Origin of the sequence: Variovorax sp. IB41 (assembly GCF_016405905.1) — a bacterium.
GTDB lineage: Bacteria > Pseudomonadota > Gammaproteobacteria > Burkholderiales > Burkholderiaceae_C > Variovorax.
Window position 1 is genome coordinate 135,105 of the sequence record NZ_JAEFCB010000005.1, and the last position, 22,085, is coordinate 157,189.

A 22,085-nucleotide genomic window follows, 5' to 3' on the forward strand; every position below is an offset into this window, starting at 1 on the left:
GTCTCAAAGGGAGGCAGAAAGGCGGAAGCCGTAAAGGGTGCCTTCGCGCACGAGCGCGCTGGGCACGTGCACGGCGCGCGAGGCGAAAACGTCGAGGCTCAGCGTCTTCCACTGGAAGGCGGCGCCGAGCGTTGCGCCCGACAGCGAGCCGGAGGGCACGCCGCTCGCGCGGTTGCTCACGCGGCCCACGTCGAAGCCGGTGTAGATGCGGCCTTGCAGCGGCGCGCCATCGCCGAGCGCGAGTTGCCAGGGCATCGAGAGTTCGTTGCGAACATAGAAGCCGCTGTCGCCGCTGAGCACGGTGTTGAGAAAGCCGCGCACCGACGAGCCGCCGCCGATCAGCATCTGCTGCGTGCCGTAGAGCGTGTCGTAGGCGTGCTGGCCGCTGAACTGGGTGGAGAAAGAGAATGCGCGGCCCGCCGCTTCGAAGCGGCGCGAGAACCCCAGGTCGAGCGTGGCCTTGCGGAACTGCGCGTGCGGCAGGTCGTCTTCGAGCGTGTCGGCGTCGCGCAGCGCACCGAAGGCCTTCAGGCCCTTCACGTAGCCCACGCGCGCATTGAGGATGCCGCCGCCCACCTGCGTGAAGGCGCTCGCGCCCACGTCGAGCGTGGTGAGGTCGCGGCTGGCCACCTGCAGGAATTCGCCGCCCAGCCAGTTGCGGCTGGACTGCGTGCCCAGGCGCGCCGACAGCGAGATGCGGCTTGCCTGGTCGCGGTACACCACGCGGTCGGCCGTGAAGCTCTTGCTGATGGTGGTGCCCTCGGACGCGAGGAACTGGCCGCTGGGCAACCGCAGCACGTTGCGGTAGTTGCTCTCGCTGGCGTCGAGGCTGAACGTGCTGTAGCCGAAGGGCAGCACGGCGCGCAGGCCGGTCGAATCCGATTTGTGATCCCAGCGCTCGGGCAGCACCGACTGTCGCTTGGTGATCGACAGCAACTCGTTCAGCCCCAGCAGGCTGTCGAAGGTAACGGTGGCCGAGGCGTTGTCGCGGCCCGTGGCACGCGTGCCGGAGTTGTCCAGCGAGGTGTAGAGGTGCACCGGGAACGTGGCCGGGTTCTCGACCACCACCACGGTCTGGCCCGGCGCACTGCCGGGACGCAGGTCGAGCTTGGCGTTGTTGGCGGCCAGGCTGTTGACCTGGTCGATGCCCTGTTCCAGGTCGCGCAGGTTCAGCAGGTCACCCGGGCTGGCGGGGAAGGCGCCGCGAATCCACTGGGCGCGGTCTCTGCCGCCGGTGACCTCGAAGCGCTCGATCTTGCCTTCGACGATCGTCACTTCGAGCACGCCCGAGCGCAGGTCCTGCGCGGGCAGGTAGGCGCGCGTGGTGATGTAGCCGCGGTCGATGTAGCTCTTGGTCAGCGCGGCCAGGATGGCTTCGAGTTCGGCCACGCCCAGGCACCGCCCGGCGTTCTCGCCCTGGAGGCGCTCGGTGAGCTTGCCGGGCAGGTTGCCGGTGTCACCGTTGAAGCGGATTTCCTTGATGTCGCGGCACTGCACGCCGATGTCGGGCACCACCACCTGCGGGCGTACCTGCTGCAGGTTGGTGCCGCCGGGCGCGGGCAGGGCGCGCTGGGCACGGTCCTGTTCTTCGCGCAGGCGGTCTTGCTGTTGGCGCTCGATGATCTGGTTCTGCCGATTGATGTCGGCCGCCGGATTGACGACCTGCGCCTGGGCCGCCATGCCAAGCAAGGCGGTGCCGAGCACCGCCAGCGAACGTCTCTTGTAACGCCGCAAAGACGATGCGGAAGTACCGCCAAACTGCGGTTTCGAAGCAAAAAATGGCATAGATCGACCCATCTATGGAGCCGAATGCCGTCACTTGTCCGGAATGCCGGGGTGCGCACCGGTCCAGGTGCGCGCGGATTATTACGTTCTCATTAACATTTGGACATACCACGAAACAAGTATTGTTAGGTGTTCACAACGGGCCGTTGGGCCCTCGGCAGGATGACAGGCCAGGGTCAGCGCCACGGCGCGCCGCGGACTCGCCCGGCCGCCCACCACGATGCTCGAGATGATCGGCACCATCGGCAAGGACGCACGGCGTGAAGGCCAGCGCGATGCCCGGACCGGCGCGTTCGGCCCTTCGGTGATCAGGATGCGATCGCGATAGAGGTAGTACCCCTCGGCGATATCCCAGCGCAGGTGCGGCGGCGCGCCGGTGCACCGGGCGCCGCGGCGCGCTGGACATTCAGTGCAAAGGCCTTCTCCGCCGGCAGAAACCCGTCCTGGGCCTGCGCGCCATCAAGAAAGATGGCGGGAACGACAAGAAAAATGATGGCCGAAAGACCGGAGCGCAGGAAGCGCAGGAGAAAGACGCGGGACATGTGCATGGACGCTCGTCGCGATGGGAAGAGGCCATCATTTCGCGAGCCCATTAAGAGAACGTTAACGCTGCCACGCCCGCCGTGCCGCGTTGCGGCGTGGTCCCGTCGCGGGCTGCCGGCGCACCACCGATGGAGGGGTGATCCAGGTTTTAGAACAAGTGATACATAATGCGTTGAACATCTTCCAGAGAGCAACGAAAAGCCGATGGCCCGACCCCGACAGTTCGACGAAAGCTCAGTGCTCGACGCGGCCATGCAGCGCTTCTGGTCGCGCGGCTACGAGGTCACCTCCGTGCGCGAACTGGCCGAAGGCATGGGGCTCACCAGCGCGAGCCTGTACAACGCCTTCGGCGACAAGCTCACGCTGTACCGCCGCTCGCTGCAGCACTACCTGGACATGAGCGTGCGCAATCGCATCGTGCGGTTCGAGGTGCTCGCGCCGCGCGAGGCCATTGCGGCCTTCCTCGGCGAAATCGTCGAGCGCTCGATGGGCGACGGCGAATTCCGCGGCTGCATGCTGGTGAACGCGGCACTCGAAGTGGCGCCGCACGACCCCGAATTTCGCCTGGTCGTCGCCGAAGAGCTCAGGCAGATCGAGGCCTTCTTTCGCCGCTGCGTGCAGCGCGGCCATCGCAGCGGCGACATCGCCTCCACCGTCGATGCCAAGGACGCGGCGCGCCTGCTGCTCGGCGTGCTGATGGGCATTCGCGTGCTCGCGCGCGCACGGCCCGAACGCGCGCTGCTCGAAGGCATCGTGCGGCCCGCGCTGGCCACGCTCGAGCCGCTGCAGCGATCACAGCGATCGCATTGAGCGCTTGAACCCAGGCAAGTGCGCGTCATTGCCACATTGAACAACCCACACAGAAAGGATCCACCATGCAGATCACCGTCATGGGCACCGGCGGCGTCGGCGGCTATTTCGGCGCGCGCCTCGCGAACGCGGGGCACGACGTCACGTTCATCGCGCGCGGCCGGCAACTGGCCGCGTTGCGCGAACACGGGCTGCGCATCGAAAGCCCGCGCGGCAACCTGCACCTGCGCGACCTGAAGGTGACCGACACGCCCGCAGAGGCCGGCGCCACCGACCTGGTGCTGTTCGGCGTCAAGTTCTGGGACACCGAGAGCGCGGCCGCGGCCATCAAGCCGCTGCTGCGCGAGAACACCGCGGTGGTGTCGTTCCAGAACGGCGTGGTGAAGGACGAGGTGCTGCGCGGCGTGCTGGGCGATGCGCATGTCGTCGGGGGCGTCTGCTACATCGCGGCGACCATCGCCGAGCCGGGCCTGATCCGGCATTCGGGCGCGATGCAGAAGCTGGTGTTCGGCGAATACGACGGCGCGCAGAGCGAACGCGTCACGCGTTTTCGCGATGCCTGCGTGGAGGCCGGCATCGACGTCGAACTCAGCGGCGACATCCGCCGCGGGATCTGGGAGAAGTTCGTGTTCCTCGTGGGCCTCTCGGGTGCGACCAGCACGGTGCGCACGCCCATCGGCCCGATCCGCGCGCTCGCGCGGTCCCGCGGTTTCCTGCGCGGGCTGATGGACGAGGTGGTGCAGGTCGCGCGCGCCGAAGGCGTATCGCTGCCGCAGGACTACGCGGACGACCGCATGGCTTTCTGCGACCAGGTGCCCGCGACCATGACCTCCTCGATGCACCACGACCTGGAGCGCGGCGGCCGCCTGGAGGTGCAGTGGCTCAGCGGCGACGTGGTCGCGCGCGGCGAACGGCTGGGCGTGGCCACGCCGTGCAACCGCGCGGTGTTCGACATCCTCTCGGTGCACGCCGAAGGGCGCCCCGCATGAGCACGGCGCCGAAGGTCCACGCCATCGAGGCCACGCTGGTCGTGGTGCCCATGCGCCGCGCGCTCGGCACCAGCGCGATGCGCATCACCGAGGCGCCGCTGCTGCTCATCGACCTGCGGACCGACCAGGGCATCACCGGCCGTGCCTACCTGTTCTGCTATGTGCCCGCCGCCGGCGAAGCCGCGTTGGCGTTGGTGCGCGACGCGGACAGGATGCTGGCCGGCACCAGCGCGGCGCCGGCCGATGTGCGTCGCTCGCTCGATGCGCGCTTTCGCCTGCTGGGTGCGCGCGGCATCGCGTCGATGGTCATGGCGGGCATCGACGTCGCCTGCTGGGATGCGCTGGCCATCGCGGCGGAGATGCCGCTCGCGCGGCTCCTGGGCGCGCCGCTCAAGCCCGTGGCGGCCTACAACAGCAACGGGCTCGGCCTGCTCGATGCGCAGGCTGCGGCCGACGAGGCGCAGGCACTGGTCGCCGAAGGTTTTCACGCGATCAAGATGCGGCTCGGCCGCGCATCGCCGAAAGACGACCTGGCCGCGGTGCGCGCCGTGCGCGCGGCCATCGGCGACGACATCGCGCTCATGTCCGACTTCAACCAGGCCCTGAGCCCGAGCGCCGCGCGGGAGCGCTGCCTGCAACTGGACGGCGAGGGCCTGTACTGGATCGAGGAGCCGGTCGCGCACGACGACTACGCCACCACGCACGCATTGGCCTCGCTGCTGCGCACGCCCGTGCAGATCGGCGAAAACTTCCAGGGGCCGCGCGCCATGGCGCAGGCGCTCTCGCAGCGTGCCAGCGACCTCGTCATGCCCGACCTGGAGCGCATCGGCGGCGTGACCGGCTGGATGGCCGCCGCGGCGCTGGCCGATGCGGCGCGCATCGAGTGCTCGTCGCATCTGTTCCACGAGGTCAGCGCGCACCTGATGGCCGCAACGCCCACGGCGCACTGGCTCGAGTACGTCGACTGGGCCGATGCGATCCTGCAGGAGCCATTGAAGGTGACCGACGGCTTCGTGACGCCGCCCGACCGGCCGGGCCACGGCATGGCCTGGGACGCGGATGCGGTGAAGCGCTATGCGCGGTATTCGACGGAGAGTCTGCGCTGAGTCGAGGCGGCGGGGGGAGACGGGATGTTGGCTTGCCCTGCGACCGCGCGTTGCAGAGGCAAGGTGGCTGAATCGATCAGCAAGCTCCTATTCCGCGTACTCGGAGGCGTACGCCAGAAATACTGCGTCGCTGTTCAGTTCTCTGGCCGACCGCGTCATCACCGGGTCCGCCGAATCGGCGATCCAGAGCACCACAAATCGGCGGTCCGTTCTGGGGCCAAAAACATGGCGCCCCTCAAGAATGACAAGCGCCTCGAATGCGGCCTGAAGAATTCCATCGCGTCTGGCGTCGAACGACAAACCTTCGCGGTCATGGATGCTCGCAATGATCCGGTTGACTTCCCCGAACAGGCCGAGGTCGTCCCATATCGACCACTCCTGCGGTCCGTACCGGTAGTAGTTGTGCAGTGGATCGTCAACGCCGACGGCAATCTTCTCGCTGGAATTTGCCACTGGCCCGATGCTCATCACCGAGTCATCGGTATAGAGGCTGTATCCGTAGAGATCCTGGCTGTTGCTCTGCCCTTGGAGCCGGTGGTAGTGCGCCTCCGTCGCCGACAGCAGCGCACGTTTCAACTCGTCAAATTGATGATTCATTCTGGGGACTTGTCCATGTGTCCTTGCATCGCCAGGACGACTGCGCGATGGAGCGCTCCGGGCCGAATGTAGCCGGTCGCAGCCTCGAAGCGCGAGACCGCCCCTGCGGGAAGCCATCAGGGTCGTCTAGCATCGCCCCCAGCAGGTAAAAATCGAAAGTCGCACATGAGCATTCCATCCGTTCGCACCAAGAACTCCCCGGGTCCCGCCGAAGGCAAAAGGACAAGCAGCCATGCATGAAATCATCTGCCCCCATTGCAACAAGGCATTCAAGATCGACGAAGCCGGCTACGCCGACATCCTCAAGCAAGTCCGCGACGGCGACTTCGAGAAGCAGTTGCACGAGCGGCTCGAACTGGCCGAGCGAGACAAGCGCAATGCCGTCGAACTCGCGCAGGCAAAGGCGGCCGGCGAATTGCAGAAGGCGGCCGCCGCCAAGGACGGCGAAATCCAGGAGCTCAAGTCAAAGCTCGAAGCCGGCGATGTCGCACGCAAACTCGCAGTGAGCGAGGCCTTGAGTGCCGTCGAGAAAGAGCGCGATGCGCTCTCCAACGAACTCGCGCAGGCCCGGCAGGACAAGCGCGCCGCAACCGAGTTGGCCGAAGCACGGCACGTGAGCGAGCTGCAGAAGGGCGCCGCCGCGAAGGAAGCGGAGATCCAGGGCCTGAAGGCCCAGCTCGATGCCATCGAGGTGGCGCAGAAGCTCGCGATCACCGAGGCCGTGAGCGTGGTCGAGAAGGAGCGGGACCAATTGAAGAGCGGCCTCGAACGCACGGCGCTCGAAAAGCAGTTGGCCGAAAAATCCCTCAAGGACAAGTACGAAACGCAGCTCAAGGACCGCGACGACACGATCGAGCGCCTGCGGGACCTGAAGGCGCGTCTCTCGACCAAGATGGTCGGCGAAACGCTCGAGCTGCATTGCGAGACGGAGTTCAACCGCATCCGGTCGATGGCGTTTCCCCGGGCCTATTTCGAGAAGGACAACGACGCGCGCAGCGGCAGCAAGGGCGACTACATCTTTCGCGACGCGGACGAGGCCGGCACCGAGATCGTCTCGATCATGTTCGAGATGAAGAACGAGAGCGACCGCACCGCGACCAAGAACAGGAACGAAGACTTCCTGAAAGAGCTCGACAAGGACCGCGCCGAGAAGGGCTGCGAGTACGCGGTGCTGGTGTCGCTGCTGGAGCCCGAGAACGAGCTCTACAACACCGGCATCGTGGACGTGTTCCACCGCTATCCGAAGATGTACGTGGTGCGGCCGCAGTTCTTTTTGCCCATCATCACGCTGCTGCGCAATGCGGCGATGAATTCGCTCAAGTACAAGTCGGAGCTGGCGCTGGTGAAGGCGCAGAACATCGACATCACGAAGTTCGAATCGGAGCTGGAGACTTTCAAGGCCGCATTCGCGAGGAACTACGACCTCGCCTCGGGGCACTTCCAGAAGGCGATCGCGGAGATCGACAAATCGATCGACCACCTGCAGAAAACGAAGGAGGCGCTGCTCGGCACTGACCGCAACCTGCGTCTGGCGAACGACAAGGCGCAGGACGTGACGATCAAGAAGCTCACGCGCGGCAACCCGACGATGGCGGCCAAGTTCGTGGAGCTCAAGAACCAGGGGCCTGCCGATACGGAGTGACGCGGGGCAAGTGCGTTGAGCGTGCTTTTTTCAACGCCTTGCCAGTAGCGCTACGCGCGAAACCAGATCTTCTGCGTCACATAGAGCGCGTAGCCCAGCGCAAGCACGATCCACGCGAGGAAGAACACGTTGGCCCAGTAGTCGCCTGCGTGTGACGCCAGGGTGTAGACCTGCATCCTGCAGCCCTTGCCGATGCAGGGCACCTGGCGTTGAAACAGCGCGCGCAGCAAGGCGAACAGGAGGTAGCAGCCCGCACCGGCGGCCACGAGGAATCCCACCGGCCCGACGAGTCCTTCGACGCGTTCATCGTTCTCATCGCGATAGCCCTTGCGCAGCAGGTTCTGCCCGAACTTGTACCAGGCGAATCCGAGCAGGAGCATCAGCGTGTAGTAGAGGGTGGTGCGCATGGGATCGGGTCGGTGTGATGTGGTGGTGAGAGGAAGGGGCCAGGCGATCCAGCCAAGCCTGCAACTGCAAGAGGGGCGCGAGGGCCGGAAAGGCCCAAGGCAAAAGCCTAACGCAAGACGCGCACAGGGTAGCCCGAACAGGGGATGTTGACGGCGATTCCGCGCGCGGCGACCATGCATCCGATGGGAGGTCTGCCCCGCTCTGCAACCGATGGCCAGCAAGGCCGCCGCCCGGAGCTTTCAAGGAGCTCCCATGGCTGCAGCCGACAAGGTGTTCGCGGGCTCGATCCCGAAGTTCTACGACACGCTGATGGTCCCGCTGATCTTCGAGGCCTATGCCGCCGACATGGCCGGGCTTGCCGCGGCATCGTCGCCCGGTGCGGTGCTGGAGACGGCGGCGGGCAGCGGCGTGGTCACGCGGGCGCTCGCGCCGCGGCTCGGCACCCACGCGCGCTACGTGGTGACAGACCTCAACCAGCCCATGCTCGACTACGCCGCCTCGCGGCAAGGCGCCGACAGCCGCATCGAATGGCGGCAGGCGGATGCGCTCCACCTGCCGTTCGACGATGCCTCGTTCGACGTGGTGTGCTGCCAGTTCGGCGCGATGTTTTTCCCTGACCGCGCCGCCGGCTACGCCGAGGCGCGCCGCGTGCTGAAGCCGGGCGGGCGCTTCGTCTTCAGCGTGTGGGACCGCATCGAAGACAACGCCTTCGCCGACGACGTGACGCACGCGGTCGCGACGGTGTTTCCGAACGACCCGCCGCGCTTTCTCGCACGCACGCCGCACGGCTATCACGACGTCGCGCTGATCCGCGAGGACCTGCGCCGCGCGGGGTTCGCCAACATCGAGATCACGACGCGCGAGAAGGTGAGTCGCGCGCCCTCGGCAGGTGCCGTCGCCAGCGCCTACTGCCAGGGCACGCCGCTGCGCAACGAGATCGAAGCGCGCGATGCCAGCCTGCTTCAGCTCGCCACCGACCGGGCGGCCGAGGTGCTTGCCGCCCGCCATGGCGAAGGCCCGGTGGCCGGCAAGATCCAGGCGCATGTGATCGTGGCGGCGGCCTAGCGCGGCGGCCCGCGAGCCGCCCGGGTCTCATCGCGCGTTGCGGCCCGCAGCCTGGCTCTGCTGGAACAACTCGTTCGCCCGGCGCGTCAGGTCCGACGCCAGCCAATGCAGGTTGGCCAGTTGGGTGGGCCCGTCGCCGCCGCTCCAGTCGATGTCTTCTCCGTGGCAGGTCCACATCAGCGCTTCGAGCTGAGCGAGGGTGGCTTCGAGCAAGTCCGTCGGGTCTTGGTCGGGGGAGAGGGGCGTGGGATGCCCGGCTATAGTCTTGGTAGCCATTTGGTGTGCGTCCTTTTCGAAAGTAAGTGCACGTCTTTTGGTTAGACGGCTGGGGTGTTGGTAGCACCCCGGCCGTCGCCTTTTGATACCTCGCATTTGCATCGCTGCTTTCGCATCGACAACTCGCCGCGAGGCGAAGCGATTCATCATTCATTCGGTTGTGCTGTGCGTGGCGCCTTTCTGATTCCCTTGGCGGGATGTTGAGTGACAAGGGCATTCACTTTAGAGAAGAGCGCGTGCCATGTGGCGGTTGCGAGCACCACGAAATCGCGATTCACGCCAACAAATGCAGCTTCGGCGGTGCCGCAAAAACGAAACGCGAAACGCGCGTCAGGCAGGTATCAATTGGGCAATATTTGAGCGCGGAAATTCGCGTTCATTTCAGCGAACGTCCAGCGCCTTGCGCAGCTTCGTCGCCAGCTGTTGCGCCTGCGCGGCGGAGGCGATGTTGGTGAAGCCCATGAGCAGCCCTTCGTCGCGAAAGCTCGACGTGCCGCGCTCCGACAGCGGCTGGCAGTTCAGCCCCGCGCGTTGCGCGCGGCGCGCCAGCTCGGTGTCGCGCTCGCGGCGCGTGTCGAAGCGCGCGATCAGGTGCATGCCGCCGCTCTTGAGGTCGATGCGCACGCCGTCGCCGAAGGCTTTCAGCAACGCGGCCACGAGCATGCCGCGCCGCCGCGCATAAAGCAGCCGCATCTTCTTCAGGTGGCGCGGGAAGTAGCCGCCGCGCATGAAGTCCGCGACCACGGCCTGCGTGATCTGCGGGCTGCCGTTGGAGCCGGTCTGCGCGGCCTTGGCGAACGCGGCGCAGAGCGACTCGGGTGCGACCACGTAGCCCAGCGCGAGGCCCGGGTACAGCACCTTCGAGAAGCTGCCCGCATACAGCACGCGATCGTGGCCATCCAGGCTCTTGAGCGCCGGCAGGGGCGGGCCGGCATAGCGGTATTCGCCGTCGTAGTCGTCTTCCACGATCCACGCCTTGGCGCGCGAGGCCCATTCGAGCAACTGCAGCCGGCGCGCGAGCGACATCGAAACGCCGAGCGGCGCCTGGTGCGACGGCGTGACGACGGCCATCCGCGCGCCTGCAGCCTTGCGCGCGCCGCGGACCACGACCATGCCTTCGTCGTCCACCGGCACGGGCACCACGCGCAGGCCTGCGCTGCGCAGCACCTCCTGCGTGGGTGGATAGCCGGGGTCTTCCACCCACACGGCATCGCCCCTGTCGAGCAGCGTGTGCGCGATGAGCGCGAGCGATGCGCGGTACCCGCCCGTCACGAAGACCTGCGACGGGTGGCACGGCACCCCGCGCGACACCGCCAGATAGGCCGCGATGGCCGCGCGCAGCGGCGCGTAGCCCGAGGGGTCGCCATAGAACATGTCCGCCGCGGTCGCCGCCCTGGCGCGCCGGGCGGTCAGGCGCGCCCACAACTTGCGCGGAAAGGCATCGAGCGCGGGAATACCCAGCTGCAACGGTGGTGGCGGCCGGGCCTCGGCCAGCGCTTCGCGGCCGGTGTGCGCATCGGCCCGCCGCCGCTCGCGCCGCGTCGACCGGTGCGCGGGCAGCGAAGGCGAGACCACCGTGCCCGCCTGTCCCTGCGACGAGAAATAGCCCTCGCCGATGAGCAGGTTATAGGCCGTCTCGATGGTGCCCCGCGAAACGCCCAGCTCGCTGGCCAGGTCGCGTGCCGAGGCGACGCGGTCGCCCGGGTGGAGCACGCCTTGCTCGATGGCCGACCTGAAGCGCGCATAGATCTGCCGGTACAGCGGCGTGGGCGTGGCGCGGTCGATCGCCAGAAGGATTTCGGACGACTTTTTCTCTTGGATCATGGCATTGTCATTTGGATCAATCTTGCCTCTTTTCGACAGGACATCCAGAACCTAGCATGGACCCATCGAACAGCCAGCAAGAAGGACATGCAATGCGCGAGAAGATATTCGTGGCGGGGGCGGCCGGTGCCATCGGCACCGCGCTGGTGCCGCTGTTGACTGAGGCGGGCTACGAGGTGTACGGCAGCACGCGCCGCGCCGACCGCGCGAGCGCGCTGCAAGCCCGGAGCGTGACGCCGGTCGTCGTCGATGTGTTCGATGCAGAGGCGCTTCGCGCGGCGCTGGTGCGCATCCGGCCCGGGATCGTGGTGCACCAGCTCACCGACCTGCCGGCCGACCTCGATCCGACGAAGATGGCCGAAGCGGCCCACCGCAACGCCCGCGTGCGCACCGAAGGCACGCGCAACCTCGTGGCCGCGGCGCTGGCGGCGGGCAGCCACCGGCTGGTCGCGCAGAGCATCGCCTGGGCCTACGCACCGGGGGCGACGCCGCATGTCGAAGACGATCCGCTCGATCTCCAGGCCGATGGCATCCGCCGCGTGAGCGTGGGCGGCGTGGCGGCGCTGGAGCGCAGCGTGCTGGGTGCCGTCGGCATCAAGGCGACCGTGTTGCGTTACGGGCAGATCTACGGGCCGGGCACCTCGACAGCCGTGCCCAAGGGCGCGAGCCCGGTGCATGTGGAGGCCGCGGCCTGGGCGGCGGTGATGGCGCTGCGGCATGCGCAGGGCGGCATCTTCAACATCGCCGAGGACAACGCCGAGGTCAGCAGCGAAAAGGCCAGGCGCGAACTGGGCTGGTACGCAGCGCTGCGGCTGCCGCGAGGCGTGGCGTCATGAAGGCGATTCGGCTTCATCGCAATCAGGTGGGCGCCGGTGTCGCGGCGCTGTCGGTGGTGCTCGCGGCCGGCTGGGCGCTGATGCCGCACGGCGGCAAGCAGGAGGCCGTGCAGTGGCTCGACGACGTGTGCAGCGCCGTGAGCCGGCCGATGTTCTCGTCCACGCCGGCTCCCGCGGGTTCTGGCGAGGCCGCGCGGCCCGCGACATCGTCCAGGGTGATCTCGTGCGAAGCGCTGCCGCATGTGCCGGGCAAGTCGGTGACCACGGTGATCGTCGACTTTCCGCCGCTCGCCTATTCGCCGGCACACCGGCATCCGGGCTCGGTGAACGCGATCATTCTCGAAGGCACGATCCGCTCGCAACTGGGCGGCGGGCCGGTGGGCACCTACAAGACCGGCGAGACCTTCTTCGAGCCGCCGCGCACGCTGCATGTGTTCGCGGAGAACCCCGATCCGGTGAAGCCCGCGAAGCTGGTGGCGGTGTTCGTGACCGACGAGAACTGCGGGCCGCTGGTGCTGCCGCCGGACGCGGACTGAGCGCGCTCACCTGGTGCACCTGTCGAACATCGAATGCCGGTGGCGTTCATGCAGGCGGTGCTGGGGTTTCTGCGCTGAGTTGGAGGCGGGGCGTTTAGAGTCCTTCGATGGCTCTTACCTACGTCTATCTCGCGGTCGCGATCGTTGTCGAAGTGCTTGCGACCAGCTTCCTCAAGGCCTCCGACAGCTTCACCCGGTTGTGGCCCAGCGTGGCCACGGTGGTGGGCTATGCGGTGTCGTTCTACTTTCTCTCGCTCGCGCTGCGGGTGCTGCCCACGGGCATCGCGTATGCGATCTGGTCGGGGGTGGGCATCGTGCTCATCTCGGTGGTGAGCTGGCTGTGGTTCGGGCAGTCGCTGGACGGGCCGGCGATCGCCGGGCTCGGGCTGATCATCGCGGGCGTCGTGGTGGTCAATGTGTTTTCGAAATCGGTGGGGCACTGAATGGACGCCGCGAATCTGCTGCCCGCACTCCCGCCCGGAAAGACCTGGATTCGCGCCGACGAAGGCGAGTCCGGAGATGCCGTGTACCGCCGCAGCGATGGCGCCGCGTTCGCGAAGGTTTCGCTCGGCGAGGGCGCCGTGCAACTCGATGAAGAGCGCCTTCGCACCGAGTGGCTCGCGCCGTTCGGCATCGGGTCCGCGGCCGTGCTGGACTGGCATGCGTCGAGCGATGGCGCATGCCTTGTGACGCGCGCCGTAGCGGGCGTGCCGGCCAGTGATCTCACGGCGGTCCAGCTGCTCGAGGCATGGCCAACCATCGCCGAGCGGGTAAGGGCGCTGCATGCGATTCCGGTGAGCGATTGCCCGTTCCCGCGCAGCCTCTCGGCGATGTTCGATCGCGCCGCCGATGTCGTCGCACGCAATGCGGTGAACCCGGATTTCCTCGACCCCGACCAGCGAGGCATTGCACCGTCGGTGTTGCTCGATCGCGTGTGTGCGGAACTGCCGCAACGGCTGGCGCAGGAGGCGCGCGAGCGCGTCGTCTGCCACGGCGATGCGTGCCTGCCGAACTTCATGGTCGACCCCGAAACGCTGCGCTGCACCGGCCTCATCGATGTGGGGCGGCTCGGAACGGCGGACCGGTACGTCGACTTTTCGCTGCTGCTCGCCAATGCGCGCGAGAGCTGGACCGACGCCGCGCAACCGCTCGCTGCGCGCCAGTCGCTCTTCGAGGTCCACGGCATCGCCGACCCCGATGACGAGCGCCTCGCCTTCTATCTGCGTCTGGACCCGCTGACTTGGGGTTGAGCGGCGGTGGCGGTGGTTGAGGCCACGATTGTTTCCCATCGGTGAACACCGCGGTTCCTTTCGATGAGGGTTTTTACTTAGATGGCGGCGCACAATTCATCTCACGGACCAGCACTCAACTGATCCGAGTGAACAGGGCCCCGAGCGAGGTGGCCGCCCCCGGAGGGACGGTGACCCACCCAAGACCGGTTCGTAATCAACCAAGCAAGAACTTGAACTGAGCTGAAGGAAATCCAAATGACCGCCTCGAAGATCCTCTCCGCCGTCGCTGTTGCCCTGATGGCCGTTGCCGGTGCTGCTCACGCTGAAACCTACGAAGGCGTGCAGCAAGTGAACTCCACCGTGAGCCGCGCCGATGTCGCCGGCCAAGCCGTGGTTGCCGCACGCACCGCCAACCCGTACGCCACCGGCGCCAATGCAGGCCCTGCGCAAGTGTTCGTTTCCTCGACCAGCCGCTCTGCCGTCCGTGCCGAAGCCGCCGTTGCCGCACGCAGCGAAAACCCGTATGCCGAAGGCGCCACCTCGCGTGTCGCCCCGGTGCTGGCCAGCGGTGTGGACCGCGCCACGGTGCGTGCCGCAGCCCGCGCTGCCGCCCGCGGCGACGCACTGCCGCTGTAATCGACAGCACACCTCGCCTTCAACGGCGAGGCAAGACGTACAAAAGCCGGGCCCTGCGAAAGCGGGGCCCGGCTTTTTTTTTGTGTCGACTTGCGAGGCGAGGCTAGACGATGCGCTCTTCGATCGGCCCCACGCGGTCCGGATAGAAGGCCACGTGGTCCTTGATCTGCGAGACCGAGTCGTAAGGCGCCTCGTAGGTCCACACCGCATTCACCGAGCGCTCGCCGCCCGCGGGAATGCTGTAGTAGCTGGCCTCGCCCTTGTAGGGGCAGTAGGTGGCGTGCTGCGTGCGCTCCAGCAGCGACATCTTCACGTCCTTGCGCGGGATGTAGTGCACCGTGCCGAAGTGCGACTCGCGCAGCGTGAGCGCATCGCGCGTGTCGGCGACGACGCAACCATCGACCGACACCACCACGCGGTGCGGATTGCGCCCGATGGTGATGGCATGGTCGGGGCCGGGGATCTTGATGGTGCGTTCTGCGGTGGCGAACATGAGCAGGCTCCTTCGGGCGGATCGGTTCAGGTCGGTGTGACGGCAAGAAATCGGCGGATGCGCATCTTGCGCCGATGTCATGACGGTTTGAAGCCCCCCGTGAATCGGCCCATTTGCAGAATGGTTAAAGAGCGGCGAACGCTTTGAAAAACATCGTCATAACGAATACCTAGGTTCCATATCGGAACATGTCGCTACATATCTGCAGTGCCGCAGCCGCATTCAACGCAGTGCGCTCGCGCGCATCACGCTTCGGTGAGCCGCAGCCCGACCGAGCCGGCGACGACCAGCACGATGCAACCCAGCCGCACCGCCGAGAGCGCCTCGCCGAACCACAGCACGCCCATCAGCACCACGCCGACCGAGCCGATGCCGGTCCAGATCGCATAGGCCGCACCGAGCGGCAGGTAGCGCAGCGCCTTGGCGAGAAGGAAGATGCTGACGAGCGCCGTCAGCACACCGAGCACTGAGGGCACGAGCCGCGTCCAGTCTTCCGACTGCTTGAGCGATGCGGCCATCGCGATCTCGACAAGGCCCGCGGCCAACAGAAAAAACCAACCCATGAAAGACTCCTTGTTGCTTGCGGAAAGGGCGCGACCCGATACTTCCCGCGAGCCCATCCATCGACAAGTACGCACCTTCTGGTAACCATGGGAATTGAAAAGTCGTCATTGAAAACGCCCGAGCCTGTGGCACACGAAGCCAACGCTGCGGCCGATGTGTGGAACGCGAGCTGCCCTTCGCGCCGTGTGCTCGAACTCATCGCGAACAAATGGGCGCTGCTGCTCATCCCGCTGCTGCGCGGCGAGCCGCGGCGCAACAACGAGCTGCTGCGCCAGGTCGGCGGCATCTCGCAGAAGATGCTCACGCAAACGCTGCGCGAACTGGAGCGCAACGGCCTCGTGCTGCGCGACGACCACCGGACGGTGCCGCCACACGTGGCGTACCGGCTCAGCGCGCTCGGCCTGTCGCTGAGCAAGACGCTGCTGGCCGTGGACCGCTGGGCCGAGTCGAACCACGCGGCGATCGACAGGGCGCAGCAAGAGGCGCGCGCCCGGCTCTAGGCGGTGTGGTCCGGGTCCGTGCCCGTGTCAGGCACAGCGGGCGCGGAATGCGCATGGTGAGCGCAGCCGGCCCGGTGATTCCATTGCGAGGCCAGGATGATGGTGCACATGTCGATGCGCTCGAAGCCCGGGTCCTTGAATGCGAGCACGTCGTCGTTGAAGGTCCCGAAGGTGGTGTCGGGCCGGTGCTTCATGCCTTGGTGGAAAGCATCGATGATTCCATGCGCAAAGTCCGCTTCGCGGGGAAAGGCGGCGACGACGGCTTCGCGCTGCGCGTCGGTGAACTGGTGGTAGCCGCGGCCCGCCACGTCCATGCCTGCGCCCGCCTGCACCAGCGCAATTTCCGCGCGCATGAACTGAGGGATGCCGGGCGTCGTGTGGAGCGCGACGGCGTTCCACACCGTCTCGATGTCGTGCTCGCCGATGCCGTGCCCCCGCAGGAAATCTCGCGCGGCGTTCGCGCCATCCACCTCGAAGCGAAGCTGGCTTGCTTCGTAGCGCGGGGTGAGGCCGATGTCGTGGAACATGCAGGCCGCGTACAGCAGCTCGGTATCGAACTTCAGGCCGCTGCGCTGCCCCGTCAAGACGCCCCAGCAATAGACGCGCGACGAGTGATGAAAGAGCAGGTCGCTCTCGGTGTCGCGAATGAACTGCGTCATCTCGCGCGCGAGCTTGCTGTCGGGAATGCGTATGCCTGATATGTCGGTGTGCATCGTGAACCTTTGGGTTGCTTGCACACGATCATGGGCGAAGGTCGATCCGAATGGAATGGATGTCTCTGCAACTCCACAATGCAGGCCGTTCAACCGGCCACGCGCCGTGGGCCTCGACCTGCGGTGGTTCGCGCTTGCCCCGGCGCACCGGGTGTGTCCGCACACCCGGCGCGCTCAGGAGCGCGCACCGTTCAGAACGGCGAATCGGGAAAGTAGTACTTCGCCGCGTTTTCCTTGGTCACCAGCACCGACGGAATGATCGTCGTCGCGGGCATCGCGCCGCCTTCCACGCGCGCCTTCGCGGTGAGGTTCATCGCGTCGGCGATCATGCTCGGCGCGTAGGTCACGTCGGCCGAGACGATCTTGTCGCCGTCCATCACCTTCTTGATGTAGCCCTTGGCGCCGGCGCCGCCCACCACCAGCTTCACGTCGTCGCGCTTGGCCTGCTCGATGGCCTTCTGCACGCCCACGGCCATGTCGTCGTCCGAGGCCCACACCGCATCGATCTGCTTGAAGCGCGTGAGGTAGTCCTGCATGACCTTGAACGCGTCGTCGCGGTTCCAGTTGCCGTGCTTGGCATCGAGCACCTTGATGCCGGGGTTGGCCTTCATCACTTCGTTGAAGGCGTCCACGCGCTGGTTGTCGATCACCGTCGGAATGCCGCGCAGGATCACCACGTTGCCCTTGCCGCCCATGGTCTTGGCCATGTACTCGCCCGCCACCTTGCCGAAGCCCGGGTTGTCGCCGGCCACGTAGGCGCTTTGCGCGTTCGGGTCCGTCAGGCCGCGGTCTACCACCGTCACGAACACGCCCTTGCTCTTGACCTGCGCCACCGGCTTGGTGAGCGGCGCCGACTCGAAGGGCAGGATGACGAGCGTGTCGATCTTGTTGACCGTCTGCAGGTCCTGCACCTGGTTGGCCTGCTCGGTGGCCGAGCCGGCGGTCTTCACGAAGACCTTCATGCCGGGGTATTGCTTTTCCAGTTCGGCCTTGGTGCGGTTGGCCCAGTACACGACGCCGCCGGTCCAGCCGTGCGTGGCGGCGGGCACCGAGACGCCCATCACCGTGGCCTTGTTCTGGGCCAGCGCGGGCATGCTCGCCAGCGCGCACACGGCCAGTGCGATGCCCGAAAAAATTCTTCTGTTCGTCATGGTCTCTTGTCTCCTTCGTTGTTGAGAAAGCTAGCTCGTTGGGTTGCTGACTACTTCTTCGCCGTTGTCGTCGTCTCCAGGCCCAGCATCCGGCGAAGCTGCTGGGTATCGGTCTGGGCGCCCGCGAAATCGTCGAAGGCTTTCTCGGTCGTGCGGATGATGTGGCGGCGGATGAACTCCGCGCCCTCGGCCGCGCCGTCCTCGGGGTGCTTGAGGCAACACTCCCACTCCAGCACGGCCCAGCTGTCGTAGTTGTATTGCGCCATCTTGGAGAAGATGGCGCCGAAGTCGATCTGCCCGTCACCGAGCGACCGGAAGCGCCCCGCGCGGTTCACCCACGGCTGGAAGCCCGAGTACACGCCCTGGCGGCCCGTGGGGCGGAACTCCGCATCCTTGATGTGCAGCGCCTTGATGCGCGAGTGGTAGATGTCGATGAACTCCAGGTAGTCCAGTTGCTGCAGCAGGAAGTGCGAGGGGTCGTAGTTGATGCAGCAGCGCGAGTGGTTCTTCACGCGCTCCAGGAGCATCTCGAAGGTCACGCCATCGAAGAGGTCCTCGCCCGGATGCAGCTCGAAGCAGACGTTGCAGTCGGCGTCTTCAAACGCATCGAAGATCGGATGCCAGCGCTTGGCGAGCTCGTCGAACGCGGCCTCGATCAATCCCGCGGGACGCGGCGGCCACGGATAGAGATACGGCCACGCGAGCGCCCCCGGAAAGCTCACGGTGCTCTTCAAGCCCAGGTTGCGCGAGGCCTTCGCGGCGAACAGCATCTGCTCCACCGCCCACGCCTGCCGCGCCACCGGGTTGCGTCGGTAGGCCTCGGGCGCGAAGCCGTCGAAGGCTTCGTCGTACGCCGGGTGCACCGCCACGAGCTGGCCCTGCAGGTGCGTGCCCAGCTCGGTGATCTCCACGCCGTTCTCGCGTGCCACGCCAGCCACTTCGTCGCAGTAGGTCTTCGATTCCGCGGCCTTCTTCAGGTCGAAGATGCGCGCGTCCCACGAGGGAATCTGCACGCCCTTGAAGCCGAGCCCGCCGGCCCAGCGCGTGATCGACGCCCATGAGTCGAACGGCGCGCTGTCGCTGGCGAACTGCGCGAGGTAGATGCCCGGGCCCTTGATGTTGGTGGCCATGTGTCGACGCTCCTGCTAAAGGTTGTTTCAGTGGTTCAGTGGGGGGAGGGCAGCGCCGCCGCGTTCACGGCAGGTTGTCCTTCAGGTAGATGTCGATGCGGATGCGCTCCTGGTCCGCATGCACCGGCTCGCGCGTGAGGCGCGCGATGGCCAGCCGCAGGGCCGATCGGATCTCGTGCCCCGCGTCCTGGTTGATGACCGCGGCCATCGTGCCGTCGAGCAGATCGGCGCGCGCGGCCGGCGTGAGCTCGTGGCCGACGAAGACGATCTTTCCCGCGCGCCCGCTCGCCTTGAGCGTGGCCGAGATGCCCGGGTTGCCCGCGCCCACGCTGTAGAGCGCCACCAGCTTCGGGTGCGCGGTCAAAAGGCGCGCGCTGAGTTGGCGCGCAAGCTTCGGGTCGTCCTTGCCCTCGATCGGCGGCAGCACGCGCAGGCCCGGGTACTCCGCCGCCATGACCTGGCTGAAGCCCAGGCTGCGCTCGGCATGGTCGCGCAGCGAGAGGCTGCCCACAATCACGCCGACATCGCCCTTGACGTCGCCCCTGAGGCCGCCCGAGAAGCGGCCCACCAGCGTGCCCGCGGTGCGGCCGGCCGCCACGTTGTCGATGCCCACGAAGTGCTGGCGCTGCGACTTCGGCACGTCCGACACCAGCGTGATCACGCCAACGCCATGGCTGGCCAGCTTGTCGATGGCTGACTGCACCAGCGGATGGTCCAGCGCCATCACCACGGCCGTGTCGCAGTGGCCCCGCAGCGCGAGGATGCGGCGCGCCAGGCGCTGAGGCTCGAAGACATCGACATGGTGCGTCTGCGCGCTCACGCGGTGGTCTTCCATCCAGCCGCTGCTGCCCGCGATCTGCTCGCGCAGCATCTCGATGAAGGTGTTGTTGCCCGAGGGCAGCACAAAGCTCACCCGGTGCGGATGCGGCCGTGCGAGGCGGGCGGCCGCCGGGTCGGGCCGGTAGTTCAGCCGCTCGACGGCCTGATGCACCTGCGCGATCGAGCGCGCGTGCACGCCGGTGCGCTTGTTGAGCACCCGGTCCACGGTGGCCAGGCTCACGTCGGCTTCGCGCGCCACGTCGCTGAGCGTGGCGCGGCCGGTTTGCAGGGGAAGTCGCTGGGTGCTGGAGGGCATGGGGCGGATTCTGAGGTGCGTACCTCATTTTGATGTGCGGGGAAACCCGGGAGGGATTCGAGGGGAGGACGTCTTGCCCCTTCCCCCTTTGGGGGAAGGCTGGGATGGGGGCAGGCAGAGCGCCCGATGGGTACGCCGCGCGCCCCCACCCCAATCCTCCCCCAGAGGGGGAGGGAGCAAGAAAATCAGGCGGCGGTCGGTGCCGGCTATTGGCGATACTTCCGCCCGTCACACCCAGATATCAGGACCCACCATGGCCGACTACCCCCGCGACATCTACACAGAACCCGAACCCGACCCGCACACGCTCTCCAACCTCGGCCCGCTCACGGGCCTGGCCGGCATCTGGACCAGCGCCACGGGCCACGACGTGGCACCGAAGGAAGACGGCCCCGAAGCCGAGGCCTACATCGAACACGCCGAGTTCCAGCCCATCGACGCGCAGACCAACGGGCCGCAGATCTTCTATGGCCTGCGCTACCACGTGCGCATCGTCAAGCCCAACGAGGTGGAGAGCTTTCACGACCAGGTCGGCTACTGGCTCTGGGAGGCCGCCACCGGCACGGTGATCCAGACGCTGACGATCCCGCGCGGGCAGGCCGTCATGGCCATGGGCCATGCGGCGCCCGATGCGAAATCGTTCAAGCTGGAAGCCGTGCGCGGCGCGGCGACCAACGGCATCCTCTCGAACCCGTTCCTGGAGCATGCGTTCAAGACGCTGCGCTACGACGTCGCCATCACCATCCACGACAACGCCAGCTGGTCGTACGAGCAGGTCACGCTGCTCGATGTGCTCGGCAAGCCCGAGCCCTTTCGCCACACCGACCGCAACACGCTGCACAAGATCGGCGAGCCCACGCCCAACCCGACCGCGCGCGCCGCGCTGGCTCAGTTGGTCGCCGCCTCCACGTCCGCGTGAAACTTCGCCGAGCACCACTCGGTGGCGCCGAAGTAGAGCGATGACTGCGCGCCGCTCGCAAGCGTCGACTGCGCCGACACGCCGAGCGCGAAGTCCTCGTCGAGCGCGCCCCAGAACGACGCGACGTTCTTGCGCCAGTAGTTCTCTGATTTCTCCGTCTTGGGCAGCTCGGGAATCAGCGTGCTCGCGATCACGCGCGAGCGGCCGGGAGCCTCGGGCAGCACGGTGAAGGCGTTGGCGTGGTCGCCCTCGTGCAGGATGAAGGTGGCCGGAAAGAAGAAATAGATGATGTTCGAGTGCGGCCCCACCCGCCATTCGCTCGCCGGCACTTCGCGCAGCCCTTCGATGCTGCGCTTGGGCAGGAACAGGCGCTGGTGCTGCCGGTCGTGGTCGGCCATCAGCAGGTTGTCGTAGAACAGCGCCGCGATGCTGTTGCGGTGCGCGTACTGGAAGTGATAGGTCTCCAGGTTCCCCTCGAACGGAATCTTCCAGTTGGCCGCGTTGTCGAAGGCGTGCTGGTGAAACGGCACCCAGCGGTCGTAGCCCCATGAGCGCAGGTCGGTGCCGAAGCGGCCGAGCCACGCATCGATGTCGAGCGCGGCGCTTTCGCCTTCGGCCAATGCGCGAGGGATGACCCACACGAAACCAAGTGCCTCCGCCACCGGCACACGCGCGAGGCTGCAGTCCGAAGCGGGCGCATGCGGAAAGTCTTCGCCCGAAGGGCGGCCGCGCAATGCCCCGTCGAGCCCGTAGGTCCAGCTGTGGTACGGGCACACGAGCGCGCGCTGATTTGAGACGCCCGCCGGCTTGAGCCGTGCGCCGCGGTGCCGGCAGGCGTTGATGAATCCATTGAGCTGTCCGTCTGGCGCGCGCACGAGCAAGAGCGGCAGGCCCGCCACGTCGATGGCGAACGAATCGCCCGCGTTGGCGAGCGAAGCCGAAGGGCAGAGCGCCAACGGGTAGCGGCGGAAGATGCGCTCCACCTCGCGTTCATGGCGTGCCGGATCGAGGTAGCGCGACACCGGGCTCACGGCCGGTTCGCCGCGCTCGCTGCCGCCGGTTTCGATCAGCGCGAGCGCGCGGCGGATCAACGCGATCTGTTCTTCTTGCTGCATGTGGTTTTGTCTCCGTGCAGGGTGTGCTGCGCCCATTGTGTCGAACGGACCGTTCGCCCGCTTGCATCAACTGGTCGTGT

The 22,085-nt window shown here is 66.7% G+C and carries 25 protein-coding genes; 12 read left to right on the top strand and 13 right to left on the bottom strand.

Features of this window, described 5'->3' with window-relative positions; translation table 11 throughout:
* Positions 1 to 3: 3 nt before the first annotated feature.
* Positions 4 to 1,704, bottom strand: a complete 1,701-nt coding sequence (locus JC881_RS12350) for a ShlB/FhaC/HecB family hemolysin secretion/activation protein (protein WP_332875235.1) — start codon at positions 1,702 to 1,704, stop codon at positions 4 to 6.
* 389 nt (positions 1,705 to 2,093) lie between these two features.
* Positions 2,094 to 2,333, bottom strand: a complete 240-nt coding sequence (locus JC881_RS12360) for a hypothetical protein (RefSeq protein ID WP_198785999.1) — start codon at positions 2,331 to 2,333, stop codon at positions 2,094 to 2,096.
* A gap of 199 nt (positions 2,334 to 2,532) precedes the next feature.
* Between JC881_RS12360 and JC881_RS12365 the strand changes: the two genes are divergently transcribed.
* The 3 genes from JC881_RS12365 (at position 2,533) to JC881_RS12375 (ending at position 5,233) form a co-directional block, all read left to right on the top strand.
* Positions 2,533 to 3,138 (top strand): TetR/AcrR family transcriptional regulator, encoded by a 606-nt coding sequence (locus JC881_RS12365; RefSeq protein ID WP_198786000.1) that lies wholly within the window; start codon positions 2,533 to 2,535, stop codon positions 3,136 to 3,138.
* A gap of 65 nt (positions 3,139 to 3,203) precedes the next feature.
* Complete coding sequence (locus tag JC881_RS12370; protein WP_198786001.1) at positions 3,204 to 4,127, top strand: ketopantoate reductase family protein; 924 nt, start codon at positions 3,204 to 3,206, stop codon at positions 4,125 to 4,127.
* Positions 4,124 to 5,233 (top strand): enolase C-terminal domain-like protein, encoded by a 1,110-nt coding sequence (locus JC881_RS12375; protein WP_198786002.1) that lies wholly within the window; start codon positions 4,124 to 4,126, stop codon positions 5,231 to 5,233. The genes JC881_RS12370 and JC881_RS12375 overlap by 4 nt, the downstream gene beginning before the upstream one ends.
* Positions 5,234 to 5,320: 87 nt before the next feature.
* Here the strand turns inward: JC881_RS12375 and JC881_RS12380 are convergent, their stop codons facing one another.
* Positions 5,321 to 5,830, bottom strand: a complete 510-nt coding sequence (locus tag JC881_RS12380) for a DUF4303 domain-containing protein (protein ID WP_198786003.1) — start codon at positions 5,828 to 5,830, stop codon at positions 5,321 to 5,323.
* A 232-nt stretch (positions 5,831 to 6,062) separates the two neighbouring features.
* Here JC881_RS12380 and JC881_RS12385 point away from each other — a divergent pair, with 232 nt between their 5' ends.
* The gene (locus JC881_RS12385) at positions 6,063 to 7,472 is read left to right on the top strand and encodes a DUF2130 domain-containing protein (protein ID WP_198786004.1); all 1,410 of its coding nucleotides are present in this window, start codon (positions 6,063 to 6,065) and stop codon (positions 7,470 to 7,472) included.
* A gap of 50 nt (positions 7,473 to 7,522) precedes the next feature.
* Here JC881_RS12385 and JC881_RS12390 read toward each other — a convergent pair whose 3' ends face one another.
* Positions 7,523 to 7,879 (bottom strand): hypothetical protein, encoded by a 357-nt coding sequence (locus JC881_RS12390; RefSeq protein WP_198786005.1) that lies wholly within the window; start codon positions 7,877 to 7,879, stop codon positions 7,523 to 7,525.
* A 253-nt stretch (positions 7,880 to 8,132) separates the two neighbouring features.
* Between JC881_RS12390 and JC881_RS12395 the strand changes: the two genes are divergently transcribed.
* A complete protein-coding gene (locus JC881_RS12395; protein ID WP_198786006.1) occupies positions 8,133 to 8,945 on the top strand; it encodes a class I SAM-dependent methyltransferase in 813 nt (270 codons plus the stop codon).
* Positions 8,946 to 8,972: 27 nt separating this feature from the next.
* On the opposite strand, the gene JC881_RS12400 is transcribed toward JC881_RS12395, so the two are convergent.
* Both JC881_RS12400 and pdxR read right to left on the bottom strand, forming a co-directional pair.
* A complete protein-coding gene (locus JC881_RS12400; RefSeq protein ID WP_198786007.1) occupies positions 8,973 to 9,221 on the bottom strand; it encodes a hypothetical protein in 249 nt (82 codons plus the stop codon).
* Positions 9,222 to 9,602: 381 nt separating this feature from the next.
* On the bottom strand, positions 9,603 to 11,045 hold the full coding sequence (gene pdxR, locus JC881_RS12405; protein ID WP_198786008.1) for a MocR-like pyridoxine biosynthesis transcription factor PdxR: 1,443 nt from the start codon (positions 11,043 to 11,045) through the stop codon (positions 9,603 to 9,605).
* A gap of 92 nt (positions 11,046 to 11,137) precedes the next feature.
* Between pdxR and JC881_RS12410 the strand changes: the two genes are divergently transcribed.
* The 5 genes from JC881_RS12410 to JC881_RS12430 all read left to right on the top strand — a co-directional run bounded on the left by JC881_RS12410 (position 11,138) and on the right by JC881_RS12430 (position 14,285).
* Positions 11,138 to 11,881 (top strand): NAD-dependent epimerase/dehydratase family protein, encoded by a 744-nt coding sequence (locus JC881_RS12410; RefSeq protein ID WP_198786009.1) that lies wholly within the window; start codon positions 11,138 to 11,140, stop codon positions 11,879 to 11,881.
* Positions 11,878 to 12,417, top strand: a complete 540-nt coding sequence (locus tag JC881_RS12415; protein ID WP_198786010.1) for a cupin domain-containing protein — start codon at positions 11,878 to 11,880, stop codon at positions 12,415 to 12,417. Before JC881_RS12410 ends, JC881_RS12415 begins: the two co-directional genes overlap by 4 nt.
* Before the next feature lie 107 nt (positions 12,418 to 12,524).
* Entirely contained in the window at positions 12,525 to 12,860 is a 336-nt protein-coding gene (locus tag JC881_RS12420) for an SMR family transporter (protein ID WP_042579342.1), read from the top strand.
* The gene (locus tag JC881_RS12425) at positions 12,861 to 13,667 is read left to right on the top strand and encodes an APH(3'') family aminoglycoside O-phosphotransferase (protein WP_198786011.1); all 807 of its coding nucleotides are present in this window, start codon (positions 12,861 to 12,863) and stop codon (positions 13,665 to 13,667) included.
* A 237-nt stretch (positions 13,668 to 13,904) separates the two neighbouring features.
* Positions 13,905 to 14,285 (top strand): hypothetical protein, encoded by a 381-nt coding sequence (locus tag JC881_RS12430; RefSeq protein ID WP_042579341.1) that lies wholly within the window; start codon positions 13,905 to 13,907, stop codon positions 14,283 to 14,285.
* Positions 14,286 to 14,388: 103 nt separating this feature from the next.
* Here JC881_RS12430 and JC881_RS12435 read toward each other — a convergent pair whose 3' ends face one another.
* On the bottom strand, positions 14,389 to 14,778 hold the full coding sequence (locus tag JC881_RS12435) for a DUF427 domain-containing protein (RefSeq protein ID WP_198786012.1): 390 nt from the start codon (positions 14,776 to 14,778) through the stop codon (positions 14,389 to 14,391).
* 245 nt (positions 14,779 to 15,023) lie between these two features.
* Complete coding sequence (locus tag JC881_RS12440; protein ID WP_443083344.1) at positions 15,024 to 15,398, bottom strand: DMT family transporter; 375 nt, start codon at positions 15,396 to 15,398, stop codon at positions 15,024 to 15,026.
* A gap of 30 nt (positions 15,399 to 15,428) precedes the next feature.
* Between JC881_RS12440 and JC881_RS12445 the strand changes: the two genes are divergently transcribed.
* Complete coding sequence (locus tag JC881_RS12445) at positions 15,429 to 15,842, top strand: winged helix-turn-helix transcriptional regulator (protein ID WP_198786014.1); 414 nt, start codon at positions 15,429 to 15,431, stop codon at positions 15,840 to 15,842.
* Here the strand turns inward: JC881_RS12445 and JC881_RS12450 are convergent.
* The 4 genes from JC881_RS12450 to JC881_RS12465 form a co-directional block, all read right to left on the bottom strand.
* Positions 15,839 to 16,555 carry an HD domain-containing protein gene (locus JC881_RS12450; RefSeq protein ID WP_198786015.1) on the bottom strand — a complete coding sequence of 239 codons (717 nt, stop codon included), beginning with the start codon at positions 16,553 to 16,555 and terminating at the stop codon, positions 15,839 to 15,841. The genes JC881_RS12445 and JC881_RS12450 overlap by 4 nt on opposite strands.
* A 191-nt stretch (positions 16,556 to 16,746) precedes the next feature.
* The gene (locus JC881_RS12455) at positions 16,747 to 17,706 is read right to left on the bottom strand and encodes an ABC transporter substrate-binding protein (RefSeq protein WP_198786016.1); all 960 of its coding nucleotides are present in this window, start codon (positions 17,704 to 17,706) and stop codon (positions 16,747 to 16,749) included.
* A gap of 50 nt (positions 17,707 to 17,756) precedes the next feature.
* The gene (locus JC881_RS12460; protein ID WP_198786017.1) at positions 17,757 to 18,836 is read right to left on the bottom strand and encodes a sugar phosphate isomerase/epimerase family protein; all 1,080 of its coding nucleotides are present in this window, start codon (positions 18,834 to 18,836) and stop codon (positions 17,757 to 17,759) included.
* A 64-nt stretch (positions 18,837 to 18,900) separates the two neighbouring features.
* Complete coding sequence (locus JC881_RS12465) at positions 18,901 to 19,971, bottom strand: LacI family DNA-binding transcriptional regulator (protein WP_198786018.1); 1,071 nt, start codon at positions 19,969 to 19,971, stop codon at positions 18,901 to 18,903.
* 253 nt (positions 19,972 to 20,224) lie between these two features.
* Between JC881_RS12465 and JC881_RS12470 the strand changes: the two genes are divergently transcribed.
* On the top strand, positions 20,225 to 20,890 hold the full coding sequence (locus JC881_RS12470; RefSeq protein WP_198786019.1) for an FABP family protein: 666 nt from the start codon (positions 20,225 to 20,227) through the stop codon (positions 20,888 to 20,890).
* Here the strand turns inward: JC881_RS12470 and JC881_RS12475 are convergent.
* The gene (locus JC881_RS12475; RefSeq protein ID WP_198786020.1) at positions 20,860 to 22,005 is read right to left on the bottom strand and encodes an aromatic ring-hydroxylating oxygenase subunit alpha; all 1,146 of its coding nucleotides are present in this window, start codon (positions 22,003 to 22,005) and stop codon (positions 20,860 to 20,862) included. The two genes, JC881_RS12470 and JC881_RS12475, sit on opposite strands and share 31 nt — an antisense overlap.
* Positions 22,006 to 22,085: the final 80 nt, after the last annotated feature.

Coding starts and splice junctions, on each gene's coding strand:
- JC881_RS12415 (WP_198786010.1), top strand. CDS start 11,878: ATGAAGGCGATTCGGCTTCATCGCAATCAGGTGGGCGCCGGTGTCGCG.
- JC881_RS12445 (WP_198786014.1), top strand. CDS start 15,429: ATGGGAATTGAAAAGTCGTCATTGAAAACGCCCGAGCCTGTGGCACAC.
- JC881_RS12475 (WP_198786020.1), bottom strand. CDS start 22,005: ATGCAGCAAGAAGAACAGATCGCGTTGATCCGCCGCGCGCTCGCGCTG.
- JC881_RS12460 (WP_198786017.1), bottom strand. CDS start 18,836: ATGGCCACCAACATCAAGGGCCCGGGCATCTACCTCGCGCAGTTCGCC.
- JC881_RS12360 (WP_198785999.1), bottom strand. CDS start 2,333: ATGCACATGTCCCGCGTCTTTCTCCTGCGCTTCCTGCGCTCCGGTCTT.
- JC881_RS12395 (WP_198786006.1), top strand. CDS start 8,133: ATGGCTGCAGCCGACAAGGTGTTCGCGGGCTCGATCCCGAAGTTCTAC.
- JC881_RS12380 (WP_198786003.1), bottom strand. CDS start 5,830: ATGAATCATCAATTTGACGAGTTGAAACGTGCGCTGCTGTCGGCGACG.
- JC881_RS12440 (WP_443083344.1), bottom strand. CDS start 15,398: ATGGGCTCGCGGGAAGTATCGGGTCGCGCCCTTTCCGCAAGCAACAAG.
- JC881_RS12470 (WP_198786019.1), top strand. CDS start 20,225: ATGGCCGACTACCCCCGCGACATCTACACAGAACCCGAACCCGACCCG.
- JC881_RS12420 (WP_042579342.1), top strand. CDS start 12,525: ATGGCTCTTACCTACGTCTATCTCGCGGTCGCGATCGTTGTCGAAGTG.
- JC881_RS12465 (WP_198786018.1), bottom strand. CDS start 19,971: ATGCCCTCCAGCACCCAGCGACTTCCCCTGCAAACCGGCCGCGCCACG.
- JC881_RS12400 (WP_198786007.1), bottom strand. CDS start 9,221: ATGGCTACCAAGACTATAGCCGGGCATCCCACGCCCCTCTCCCCCGAC.
- JC881_RS12385 (WP_198786004.1), top strand. CDS start 6,063: ATGCATGAAATCATCTGCCCCCATTGCAACAAGGCATTCAAGATCGAC.
- JC881_RS12450 (WP_198786015.1), bottom strand. CDS start 16,555: ATGCACACCGACATATCAGGCATACGCATTCCCGACAGCAAGCTCGCG.
- JC881_RS12425 (WP_198786011.1), top strand. CDS start 12,861: ATGGACGCCGCGAATCTGCTGCCCGCACTCCCGCCCGGAAAGACCTGG.
- pdxR (WP_198786008.1), bottom strand. CDS start 11,045: ATGATCCAAGAGAAAAAGTCGTCCGAAATCCTTCTGGCGATCGACCGC.
- JC881_RS12435 (WP_198786012.1), bottom strand. CDS start 14,778: ATGTTCGCCACCGCAGAACGCACCATCAAGATCCCCGGCCCCGACCAT.
- JC881_RS12430 (WP_042579341.1), top strand. CDS start 13,905: ATGACCGCCTCGAAGATCCTCTCCGCCGTCGCTGTTGCCCTGATGGCC.
- JC881_RS12365 (WP_198786000.1), top strand. CDS start 2,533: ATGGCCCGACCCCGACAGTTCGACGAAAGCTCAGTGCTCGACGCGGCC.
- JC881_RS12390 (WP_198786005.1), bottom strand. CDS start 7,879: ATGCGCACCACCCTCTACTACACGCTGATGCTCCTGCTCGGATTCGCC.
- JC881_RS12455 (WP_198786016.1), bottom strand. CDS start 17,706: ATGACGAACAGAAGAATTTTTTCGGGCATCGCACTGGCCGTGTGCGCG.
- JC881_RS12370 (WP_198786001.1), top strand. CDS start 3,204: ATGCAGATCACCGTCATGGGCACCGGCGGCGTCGGCGGCTATTTCGGC.
- JC881_RS12410 (WP_198786009.1), top strand. CDS start 11,138: ATGCGCGAGAAGATATTCGTGGCGGGGGCGGCCGGTGCCATCGGCACC.
- JC881_RS12375 (WP_198786002.1), top strand. CDS start 4,124: ATGAGCACGGCGCCGAAGGTCCACGCCATCGAGGCCACGCTGGTCGTG.